The organism is Streptomyces sp. MBT65 (assembly GCF_016612545.1).
Taxonomy (GTDB): domain Bacteria; phylum Actinomycetota; class Actinomycetes; order Streptomycetales; family Streptomycetaceae; genus Streptomyces.
Map to the genome: position 1 here is coordinate 1 of NZ_JAENRY010000352.1, position 11176 is coordinate 11176.

General features: G+C 72.0%; 8 protein-coding genes and 1 riboswitch. Of the genes, 4 read left to right on the forward strand and 4 right to left on the reverse strand.

All coding sequences use genetic code 11. The features are described 5' to 3' along the window. Nucleotides 1-1989, reverse strand: a 1989-nt coding sequence (locus JHN63_RS44010) for an asparagine synthase-related protein (RefSeq protein WP_200690749.1), incomplete at its 3' end; no start/stop codon positions are given. 672 nt (nucleotides 1990-2661) lie between these two features. Here JHN63_RS44010 and JHN63_RS44015 point away from each other — a divergent pair. The 4 genes from JHN63_RS44015 (at nucleotide 2662) to JHN63_RS44030 (ending at nucleotide 7607) form a co-directional block, all read left to right on the forward strand. Continuing rightward, entirely contained in the window at nucleotides 2662-4086 is a 1425-nt protein-coding gene (locus tag JHN63_RS44015) for an MFS transporter (protein WP_200690750.1), read from the forward strand. Between the two features lie 95 nt (nucleotides 4087-4181). Continuing rightward, nucleotides 4182-5405 (forward strand): L-2-hydroxyglutarate oxidase, encoded by a 1224-nt coding sequence (lhgO, locus tag JHN63_RS44020; protein WP_307782130.1) that lies wholly within the window; start codon nucleotides 4182-4184, stop codon nucleotides 5403-5405. A 71-nt stretch (nucleotides 5406-5476) separates the two neighbouring features. Continuing rightward, a complete protein-coding gene (gene trmB / locus JHN63_RS44025) occupies nucleotides 5477-6250 on the forward strand; it encodes a tRNA (guanosine(46)-N7)-methyltransferase TrmB (protein WP_307782131.1) in 774 nt (257 codons plus the stop codon). A 49-nt stretch (nucleotides 6251-6299) separates the two neighbouring features. Beyond that, nucleotides 6300-7607 carry a PrsW family intramembrane metalloprotease gene (locus JHN63_RS44030; protein ID WP_374222996.1) on the forward strand — a complete coding sequence of 436 codons (1308 nt, stop codon included), beginning with the start codon at nucleotides 6300-6302 and terminating at the stop codon, nucleotides 7605-7607. Nucleotides 7608-7613: 6 nt separating this feature from the next. Here JHN63_RS44030 and JHN63_RS44035 read toward each other — a convergent pair whose 3' ends face one another. From JHN63_RS44035 to JHN63_RS44045, 3 genes are all read right to left on the reverse strand, one after another. Then, on the reverse strand, nucleotides 7614-8558 hold the full coding sequence (locus JHN63_RS44035) for an aldo/keto reductase (RefSeq protein WP_200690752.1): 945 nt from the start codon (nucleotides 8556-8558) through the stop codon (nucleotides 7614-7616). 58 nt (nucleotides 8559-8616) lie between these two features. Further along, nucleotides 8617-9624: a M23 family metallopeptidase gene (locus tag JHN63_RS44040; protein WP_200690753.1), complete on the reverse strand. Its 1008-nt coding sequence runs from the start codon at nucleotides 9622-9624 to the stop codon at nucleotides 8617-8619. Nucleotides 9625-9635: 11 nt separating this feature from the next. Beyond that, nucleotides 9636-9792: riboswitch (cyclic di-AMP (ydaO/yuaA leader) on the reverse strand. Between the two features lie 233 nt (nucleotides 9793-10025). Continuing rightward, nucleotides 10026-11176, reverse strand: a 1151-nt coding sequence (locus JHN63_RS44045) for a PP2C family protein-serine/threonine phosphatase (protein ID WP_234478610.1), incomplete at its 5' end; no start/stop codon positions are given.

Sequence of the window (11176 nt, forward strand, 5' to 3'; positions counted from 1 at the left end):
AAGGCCCTGCGCGCGGCGGCCCAGCCACAGTTCCAGGGAGACCAGGTCCGCGAGGCCGTCCAGGGGTAGTGGCTCGCCCTGGGCCGCCGCGCGCAGGGCCTTGCGGACGACGCGGGCCTCGACCAGGCCCGCCTGCGCGAGCAGCGGCGTGGCGAAGAGGTCCATCAGGGAGTCCGCGGACACCCTCAGGCCCTTGCGGGCCGCGGCCGCCGTCGACGCGTGGGAGGGGGCGCCCCAGCCGGGCGGGAGGTCGCCGACGCCGGCGCCCTCCAGGACCGTACGCAGGATCTCCGCGCGGGCGCCCGGCCGCACCCGTAGCGCCTCGGGAAGGGACCGGCAGGCGCGGACCACCTGGTTGTCGAGGAAGGGGGTGTGCAGGCGCTGGGAGCGGATCTCGGCGGCCTGTTCCAGGACGCGGAGGTCGGAGGCGTGGCGGGCGAGGGCGGCACGCGCGCGGAAGTCGCCGGGGCGCTGGCCCGGGCCGCTGCCCTGACGGCTCGGCGCACCTTGTAGGCGAACCGATACTTCAGCCAGGGCCTCACCGGTCAGCCAACGGGCGGCGGGCCCTGGTCTGGCCCAGGTGAGCGCGGCGAGGGAGGCCCCGACGGCGCCTCCCGGCTCGTCGAAGCGCTTCTGCAGAAGTCGATCGGCGAGGACTTCGAGGCCGGCGCCGTAGGGCGTACGGGCGAGGCGGCGGGCGGCGCCGTACACACGCCCGGGGACCATCACCGAGCCGTCCGCCTTCGCCAACGCGGCCACCGGGCGCACCAGGTGACGTCGTTTGCGGTCCATCAGGAGGTCGGCGAGGCGGGCCGGGTGTGCGTCCAGGACCTGTCGGGCGCCGTAGCCGGTGAAGTGGTCGGCGCTGCCCGCGGCGAGCCGGGCGCGGTGGCGGGCGGCGGTGATCAGGGAGGGGCCGGGTTCGTCGGTGAGGGGGCCGTCGAGTTCGGCGTACGGCAGGACGTCCTCGCCGCCGGTCACCACCACGTGGTGCAGACGGGGGTTGGCCGCGAGGGTGCCCGCGCGCTCCACCTCGGACTCGCGGCCGGGGACGGCGAGATCGTTGAACGTGACGGCGAGGAGCCGCTCGCCCGCGCCGGTGCCGTGCCCCAGGACCGTGCCCGGGGCCCCCGGCAGCCCGGCGGCGAGCAGGGCCAGGGTCCCGGAGGCGGGCCCCCCGGAGAGGTCGGCCCCGATCCCGGGAACCGGCATCCCGCGCGCGGCACGCCGCTCGGCGGGCCCCATCCCGGGCACCGGCCCGGGGTCGATGTCGGGAACGTGCCGGGGCGCGGACAGCCGCACGCGCACGGCGTCGACGAGTGCGTCCCGTACGGCGTCCACCGCGCTGTCCGGGTCGACGGCCGCCGCGGCGACCGCGAGGGAGGCGACCGGCTCGTACCCGGCGATCTCGCGCGCCCCGGCGCGCAGCACCAGCGCATGCCCCGGTGGAATGCGCCGTACCCCGGCGTACGGCGTCGAGTCGTGCAGCGCGGCCGGTACGTCCGGGGCGGCGAGGAGCGCGGCGAGATGACCGAAGTCGAGGTTGGCCTCGATGAGGTCGGCGAGCGGGAGCGCGGCCGTGGAGTACGCCGTGCCGCCGGCCCAGGGGGTGTAGAACACCGGCTTGGCGCCCGCGAGATCGCCGCAGACCATGGTGCGGCGGTTGACCTTGACGACCGCCGTGTAGCTGCCCGACCAGGCCGTCAGATGCCGAAGTGCCCCTCCGCGCGCGGAGAACAGGCTCAGGCGCAGTTCCTCGTCGGTGGCGCCGCAGGTGCCGAGGACGGCGATGCGGGTCTCGGCGTCGACCTTCACGACCCGTACCTCGTCGGGCCGCCAGTCGCCGACCGCCCACAGCGGATCCGGGTCTCCCCACAGGAGTTGGGACCCCACCGGGTGCACCGTCTCACCGTCGAGTCCGGTCGCCCCCGCGGAACCGATCGCGGCGGCTCCAGCGGCGGTACTGCTCCATCCCACCAACCACCGCATCGACGCCTCCACAGGCTGTGGACAACCAGTGCACCGCACGAACTGGGCACCATGCTGCCATGAAGGACGCCTTCCGGAGGGCCGGAGAAGCCGCTTGAGATCGCGTGAAGACGCCCTGGACGAGGGACAACCGGACAAGGAAGACCCTACGTCCGCGACGCGAATGCGCCCCCGATACGCTCCCCCAAAACACCTAACGCGCCCTCAACTCCCGTGGTAGGAGCGGTATTCGGCGCCGAGAGGCAGGGGCGATTTTCGGCCAAATCGGCGCGAGGGGCACGGCTTCGCGCACGCTCCGTACATGCCGTGCGCACCGCTTCGCACCGCGCACAGTCCGGGAGGCGGAGTACGCCTCCCGGACCGGTCCGCCGCCCGCGGGGATGTAGGCGGCGGTGTCCCCCAGCCCACTGGATCCAGTACAGCGGGCCGACCCACGCACGATCCATGGAACCGCTCCCCCGATGGCCGGAGAAGAGCGCACGCACAGGCGCACGGCCACACGGCGGGGGGCACGTCGCAACCCTGCGTGCAAACCCCGCACTCGCGTACGGACCACAATCCCGCCATCCGGAACAATGCCCCTTAACGCTTGGGATGCGGCGAACTACGCTGGGTTTACGAATGCCGGGTGGTTATGCCACAACGGCAGCCGTCTGTGTCGAGGGGTGGCGCATGTCCAGGGAGCAACGCGGGCCGAACGAAAAACTCGGCACCGTTCTCGCCCTCGCGGGAATCAGCAACGCAGGACTCGCGCGTCGCGTCAACGATCTTGGCGCTCAACGCGGGTTGACACTTCGCTACGACAAGACGTCGGTGGCGCGCTGGGTGTCGAAGGGGATGGTGCCCCAGGGCGCCGCCCCGCACCTCATCGCGGCCGCCATCGGCCAGAAGCTCGGCCGCCCTGTGCCGCTCCACGAGATCGGCCTGGCGGACGCGGATCCCGCACCGGAAGTGGGCCTCGCCTTTCCCCGGGACGTCGGCCAAGCCGTGCGTTCCGCGACGGAGTTGTACCGACTCGACCTCGCCGGCCGCCGGGCCGGCTCCGGCGGCATCTGGCAGTCCCTCGCCGGGTCGTTCGCAGTCAGCGCATACGCAACGCCCGCCTCACGGTGGCTCATAACCCCGGCCGACAGTTCGGTGGCGCGCGAGGCCAACTCCGCGGAGAGCTCCGGGACACCGCTCAAAGTCGGCCACAGCGACGTGCAGAAGCTGCGGGAGGCCGCGGAGGACGCCAGGCGCTGGGACTCCAAGTACGGCGGCGGTGACTGGCGTTCGTCGATGGTGCCGGAGTGCCTGCGGGTGGAGGCGGCACCGCTGCTGCTCGGCTCGTACTCCGACGAGGTCGGCAGAGCGCTGTTCGGCGCGAGTGCCGAACTCACGCGCCTGGCGGGGTGGATGGCCTTCGACACCGGCCAACAGGAGGCGGCGCAGCGGTACTACATCCAGGCGCTGCGGCTGGCCCGCGCGGCGGCGGACGTACCGCTGGGGGGCTATGTCCTGGCGTCGATGTCCTTGCAGGCGACCTACCGGGGCTTCGGCGACGAGGGCGTCGACCTCGCGCAGGCCGCCCTGGAGCGCAACAGAGGCCTCGCCACGGCCCGCACGATGAGTTTCTTCCGGCTCGTCGAGGCGCGGTCCCACGCGCGCGCGGGGGACGCCCAGGCGGCCGGTGCGGCGCTCAAGGCGGCGGAGGGGTGGCTGGAGCGGTCCCGGGAGGGCGACAACGATCCGTCGTGGCTCGGGTTCTACGGCTACGACCGGTTCGCCGCGGACGCGGCCGAGTGCTACCGGGACTTGAAGGCGCCGCGCCAGGTCCGTCGGTTCACGGAGCAGGCCTTGTCGAAGCCGACGGAGGAGTTCGTGCGCTCGCACGGTCTCCGGTTGGTCGTCTCGGCTGTTGCCGAGCTGGAGTCCGGGAACCTCGACGCGGCGTGTGAGCAGGGGGTGCGGGCGGTGGAGGTCGCCGGGCGGATCTCTTCCGCGCGGACGACCGAGTACGTGAAGGATCTGCTGCACCGGCTGGAGCCGTACGGGGACGAGCCGCGGGTGGTCGAGCTGCGGGAGAGGGCTCGGCCTCTGTTGATGGCGCCCGCCTAGTCGTCTGCGTGGCTCGCTCACGGTGATTCGCCTTCCCTGCGTTTGAAGGCACTGTCAGTGGTGCAGTGCACTATCGGAGGCGGGAGGTGGTGCACGTGGTGGGGTACGACTGTGACGTGCTGGTGGTCGGTGGTGGGATCGTCGGGCTGTCCACGGCGTATGCGATCACCCGTGCCGCGCCGGGCACCCGGGTCACCGTGCTGGAGAAGGAGAGCGGGCCCGCCCGCCACCAGACGGGCCGCAACAGCGGGGTGATCCACAGCGGGATCTACTACCGGCCCGGCTCGCTCAAGGCGCGGTACGCGGTGGGGGGCGCCGCCGAGATGGTCAAGTTCTGTGCGGAGTACGGCATTCCGCACGCCGTCACCGGGAAGCTGATCGTCGCGACCGAGCGGGCCGAGCTGCCCCGTCTGCACGCGCTCGTGCAGCGCGGCCGGGAGAACAACATCCCCGTGCGCGAGCTGGGCGCCGGGCAGATCGCCGAGTACGAACCGGAGGTGCGCGGCCTCGCGGCCATACAGGTCGCGACGACCGGCATCTGCGACTACACCGAGGTCGCCCGCCACCTGGCCGAGGCCTCCGGCGCGGAGATCCGCTACGGCGCGCGCGTCGCCCACATCGACCGGCGCCCGGAGCGCGGGGTCGCCGTCCGCACGGTGACCGCGACCGGCGGCGACATCGTCCGCGCCCGTGTGCTGGTCAACTGCGCCGGACTGCACTGCGACGAGGTGGCCCGCCTCACCGGCGACGACCCGGAGATGCGGATCGTGCCGTTCCGCGGCGAGTACTACACCCTCACCCGACCCGAGCTGGTCCGGGGCCTGGTCTACCCGGTACCCGACCCGGCCTTCCCCTTCCTCGGCGTCCACCTCACCCGCGGCATCGACGGCAGCGTCCACCTCGGCCCCAACGCCGTACCGGCCCTGGCCCGCGAGGGCTACGACTGGGGCGTCGTACGCCCCCGGGAGCTCGCGACGACGGCGGCCTGGCCCGGGGTGTGGCACATGGCCCGACAGCACTGGCGGTACGGGGCGGGGGAGCTGCGCCGGTCGGTGTCCAAGAGCGCGTTCACGGCGGCCGTACAGCGGCTGCTCCCGGCCGTGACACCGGACGACCTCACGCCGTCGGCGGCCGGTGTGCGCGCCCAGGCGGTCCTGCGGGACGGCACCCTGGTCGACGACTTCCTCATCAAGGAGGGCCCGCGGACGGTCCACGTCCTCAACGCCCCGAGCCCGGCGGCGACCGCCTCCCTCCCCATCGGCAGAGAGGTGGCCAGACGGGCCCTGGCCGCACTGCACCGAGAACCGCAGTACCGCTGAAGGGGCGCGGGGCCGTGACGGACGCCCAGGCGGACGCCACCACCCGCACCCTCCCGTAAAATCGCCCCATTGTGTCTGACTCCCCCAACGTCCGAGCCAAGGGCGAACCCCGCTTCCCCGACGGGCCCAGGCCCGACCCCGCCGGCTCCCACTTCGAGCGCCGCATCCGAAGTTTCCAGCCCCGCCGGAGTCGGGTGACCGCGAACCAGGCGGACGCGCTGGAACGCCTGTGGCCCAAGTGGGGCCTGGACATCGACGGCCAACAGCTCCTCGACCTGGCCGAGTTGTTCGGGAACGACAACCCCGTCGTGCTGGAGATCGGCTTCGGCATGGGCGAGGCCACCGCGCAGATGGCGGCGGCCGACCCCGCGACGAACATCCTCGCCGCCGATGTGCACACCCCGGGACAGGGCAACCTCCTGGGCCTCGCCGAGCACCACGGCCTGTCCACCATCCGCGTCGCCAACGGGGACGCCATCATCCTGCTCCGCGAGATGCTCACCCCGGACTCGCTCGACGGGCTGCGCGTCTACTTCCCCGACCCCTGGCCGAAGAAGCGGCACCACAAGCGGCGGTTGATCCAGGAGGAGTTCCTCTCGCTCGCCGCGACCCGGCTCAGGCCCGGCGCGACCGTGCACTGCGCGACCGACTGGGAGCCGTACGCGGAGCAGATGCTCGAAGTCCTCGGCGCGCACCCGGACTTCGAGAACAGCCAACCCGACGGCGGTTTTGCGCCCCGTCCGGACTTCCGGCCGCTGACCCGTTTCGAGGGCCAGGGACTGGACAAGGGACATGTGGTGAACGATCTGCTGTTCCGTCGCGTACCCCACGACGACCAGCGCTGACGCCAGGCTCCATCGCGGGCCGTGCCCTTACCTCGTTAGGGTCGATGCCGTGGCCACGTTTTCGTCGTACCCCCCGCACCCCGGCCACCTCGCCGGTGGTGTGCCCGGGCACGGGCGGCGCGAGCGCTGGTGGCGGCGGAACTGGGTGCGGCACGGCGCGTTGATCACCCTGCTCACGCTCTCCGGCCTGGTCATCCTCGCGCTGGTGCGCCAACAGACGGGCACGGAAGGCTTCTTGGTGGGCCTCGGGCTCGCCGTGCTGCCCGTGCCGCTGCTGGTCGCCGCGTTCCGCTGGCTGGACCGCGTCGACCCCGGCCCCTGGCGCAACCTGCTCTTCTCCTTCGCGTGGGGAGCCTGCGCCGCGGCCCTCATAGCCATCGTCGCCAACAGCTTCGCGACCCGATGGATAGCGACCACGACCGCCGACCCGACCAGCGCGGACACCCTCGGCGCGACGGTGATAGCCCCGATCGTCGAGGAGTCGGCGAAGGCGGCGGCCGTCCTGCTGGTCTTCCTGTTCCGCAGACGGGACTTCACCGGGATCGTGGACGGAGTGGTGATCGCCGGGGTCACCGCCACCGGCTTCGCGTTCACCGAGAACATCCTCTACCTCGGCACCGCCTTCGGCACCGACCAGCTCACCGGCGACCGCGGCTTCACCTCCGTCACCGCGGCGACCTTCTTCGTGCGCATCGTCATGTCCCCCTTCGCGCACCCCCTGTTCACCGTCCTCACCGGCATCGGCTTCGGCATCGCCGCGCTCTCCCCGGACCGCCACCACCTCCGCCGCGTCCTGGTCCCGCTGACCGGCCTGCTCCTCGCGATGGGCATGCACGCGATCTGGAACGGCTCCTCCACCTTCGGCCAGTACGGCTTCTTCGAGGTCTACGGCGTCTTCATGGTCCCCTCGTTCGGCCTGCTGACCTGGCTCGCGGTCTGGACCCGGCAGCGCGAACTGCGCACCGTGCGCGAGGAGTTGCCCGTCTACGTCTACGCGGGCTGGCTGACCCCGGCCGAACCGTTCGTGCTCGGCTCGATGAAGGCGCGGCGGCTGGCCCGCGAGTACGCCCGCCACCACCTCGGCCGCCCGGCGGGCCGCTCGGTGGCCCAGTACGAGGCGTACGCGACCACCCTGGCGGTCCTGCGGCACCGGGCCGCGCGGGGCCGCACCGGCGCCGAATTCGTCGTACGGGAAAGGGAGTTGCTGCACGAGCTGTGGCTGCGCCGGGAGGTCGCGCGGCCGGCGCTGGACTACGCGGCGCGGCGGACGGCGCCTGCGGTGCCGGTGGTGGTGCCGCCGTGGCCGCCGGTGTACGGGTCGTACGCGACTCCGCTGTACAACCCGTACCGGTCCTGACGGCCCTCAGGCGGAGGCGTCCGTCAGCTGGGTGATCTCCGCCTCCGTCAGCTCCAGTTCGGCCACGGCCAGCAGCGCGGGGAGCTGTTCGACCGTGCGGGCGGAGGCGATCGGGGCCGCGACCGTGGGCTGGGCGGCGAGCCAGGCCAGGGCGACCGTCCCGACGGGGGCGTCATGGGCCTGGGCGATCTCGTCCAGGGCGGTCAACACCCGTACGCCGCGCTCCGATTCGAGGTACTGCGCCGCGCGGCCCGCCCGCGGGCTGTCCACGGTCGTACCGGGGCGGTACTTGCCGGTGAGGAAGCCGGCCGCCAGCGAGAAGTACGGCAGGGCGGAGAGGCCGCCGCGTTCGGCGACGTCTCGGAGCTCGCCCTCGTAGGTGTCGCGGGAGACCAGGTTGTAGTGGGGCTGGATCGCGACATAGCGCGCCAGGCCCTCGCGGTCGGAGAAGTCGAGGGAGGCCTGGAGGCGCTCGGGGGAGATGTTGGAGGCGGCGATGTGCCGCACCTTGCCCGCCTTCACCAGCTCGTCGAGCGCGCCGACGATCTCCTCGACCGGCACCTCGACCTGGTCGAAGTGCGGGTAGTAGAGGTCGATGTAGTCGGTGCCCAGGCGGCTCAGCGAGGCGTCGGCCGCGGCCTTGATGTTGGCGGCGGACAGGCCCGGGTACTCGGGGTGCTGGCTGACCTTGGTGGCGATGACGACGTCGGAGCGGTTGCCGCGGGCCTTGAGCCACTTGCCGATGACGGTCTCGGACTCACCGCCCTTGTTGCCCTCGACCCACGCCGTGTACGAGTCCGCGGTGTCGACGAAGTTGCCGCCCGCGGCGGTGTAGGCGTCCAGCACGGCGAAGGAGGTCGCCTCGTCCGCGGTCCAGCCGAAGACGTTGCCGCCGAGGTTCAGCGGGAAGATCTCCAGATCGGACCGGCCCAGCTTGCGAAGAGAAGTCATGCTCTACGTCAACCGCCGGGCCGGAACCGGATATTCCAGCAGGTGGTTCAAGGGTGTGTCAGGGGTTGAGGCCCTTGCTGCGCAGCCAGGGCGCAGGGTCGCTCGCGGTGGCCGCGCCGTTGATGTGGACCTCCAGGTGGAGGTGCGGCCCGGTCACGTTGCCGGTGGCGCCCACGCGGCCGATGACGTCACCGGTGGCGACCTTCTGCCCGACGCTGACGTTGATCGAGGACTGGTGGCAGAACCACAGCTCGGTGCCGTCGTCGAGGGTGAGGATCGTGCGGTAGCCGTACGACCCGGCCCAGCCCGCCTCGGTGACCGTGCCGCTGTGGATGGCCTTGATCAGCGTGCCGGTGGGCGCGGCGAAGTCGAGTCCGGTGTGGTAGCCGGAGGACCACATCGAGCCGGCCTGGCCGAAGGTGCCGGTGATCGTGTACGAGCCGACCGGCAGTGTGTACTGCTTGGCCAGCGCGGCGAGCTTCGCGGCCTCGGCCTTCTTCTTGGCGGCGGCCTCCGCGGCCTTCTTCGCGTCGGCGGCCTTCTTGGCGGCGTCCTTCTCGGCCTTGGCGGCAGCGGCGTCGACCTGCTTGGCGACGGCGGCCTCGGCGGCGGCCTTCGACTTGCCGTCGACCTGGAGCTGCTGGAGCTCGGCCTGCTCCATGATCCGGTTGCGCAGCAGCTCACCCGCGTCCGAGCCGCCCTTGGCGGTCTCGGTGGTGGCCACGCCGATACTGCTGAGCGCGGTCGCGGAACCCTTGGGAGCGCTGGCGGAGTCGTCCAGCAGATGGCCCACGGAGGGCAGATCCGGCATGGATATGGAGACCGGCGGCTTGCCCGTGTTGGCGCTGGCCATACCGCCCGCGCTCACGGCGGCTATGACACCGACGCCCAGGACGGTGGAGCTGCGGGCGAATCCTCCGCCACCACGCTGCTTGGCGACACGGTGCTTGCCGCGGTTGGGAAGGACGGACTCCGCGCTGGGATTCCACTCCTCCCAGGGGCCCTCGTCGGGGCGGTAACCGCCGTAGACGACAGGGGCTTCAGGGGCAGCCTGGTTGGACGCCACGTGGGCGTGCTCCTTTCCTTCCTTCTCGCCTACCGGGTTAGCTGACGGGTTCGGAGCAGGAAGGTCTCCTACGCGCGTCAACCTGCCGTGTTCCCACGGCTGTCGACGAGCGATTCACCCCAAGTGGTGGTTCCCCGGTTCCCTTGCGGGATTCGGCGCGTGCGCACGGAGCTGTCTCTTGTGACGGCTGGGACGACCGCGCTGCGTTATCGAACGTTAATAGACACAGGCGCCCCTTTCCAAGCTGTTCCGCTTGATCATTAACCTTTCCTTGCTGGACGAACGGCCCACCACCGGCGAAAAACGGGCGAGTTGGCCAAGTCTCAGAATTCCCACAGCTATTGACGGTATGTCAGTTGTTATGCGGAGGGCGGTCGCTCAGTCACCCTCAGCGACAGACGTCATGGATGGCGTACGGCGATCATCGCCATGTCGTCCGTCATCCAGCCCCCGGAGTGGCGGCGCACCTCCTTGGCGAGGATGTCGAGCAGCGCCTCGGGGCTGCGGAAGGTCCGGCCGGCCAGCCGCTCCCCCGGGTCGTAGAAGACCCCGCGGGCGTCGCGCGCCTCGGACAGCCCGTCGGTGTACACCAGCAGCGTGGCCCCGCCCGGGAACGCGAACTCCTCGGCGCGGTCCGGCCAGAACCCCAACTCGCCCATGCCCAGGGGCAGTGCGGGCTCCTTGACGAGCAACGTGTCCACGGTGCCGTCCTCGTGCAGGAGCAGCGGCGGCGGGTGCCCGCGGTCGACGATCCGTACGACGCCGTCGCCGTGCGGGAGTTCGGCCAGGACGGCGGTGGTGAACCCCTCGAACGCGTCGAGCCCGTCGCGCCGGGTGCCCTCGCGCGCCAGCGCCCGCTCCAGCCGCTGGGCGACCGCCTCCAGGGTGGCCTCCTGCTCGGCGGCCTCCCGGAACGCCCCGATCACCACCGCGACGGCGGCGACCGCGCCCATCCCCTTGCCGCGCACGTCGCCGACAACCAGCCGTACGCCGTGCGGGGTGTCCTGCACCGCGTACAGGTCGCCGCCGATGAACGCGCCCTCCTGCGCCGCCTCGTACCGTGCCGCGATCGCGAACCCGCCGATCCGCTCGGCCGGTTCGGGCAGGACGGCCCGCTGGGCGGCCTCGGCGATCTCGCGCGCGGAGGCGAGCTGTTCCCTGCCGCGGCGGACCAGGAGGTTGATCAGGACCGCGAGGACGGCGACCGTCACCACGGTGGCCGCCTCGGTGATCGCGTCCATGCGGAAGACGATGCCGAGCCGGAGGTGGACCACCAGACCGACGACGACGGAGGCCAGGCCGGTGAGCACGGTGCCGCGCCGCGAGTAGAGCGGGGCGGCGACCAGCGGGGCGGCCGTGAAGAACGGGGCCGCCGTGAAGTCCTGCGGGGTGAAGTAGTCGTAGCAGGCGCCGACGATCAGCAGCAGTGGGGGCAGGCGGCGGACGAAGGTGAGGGCGCGGGTGTCCGGGATCCGCCGGCCCTCGTCGGGGCCGAGGCCCGGGTCGGGCACCGGGTCGCCGGGCAGGCGCCCGCCGGCTCGCGCGTACGGAA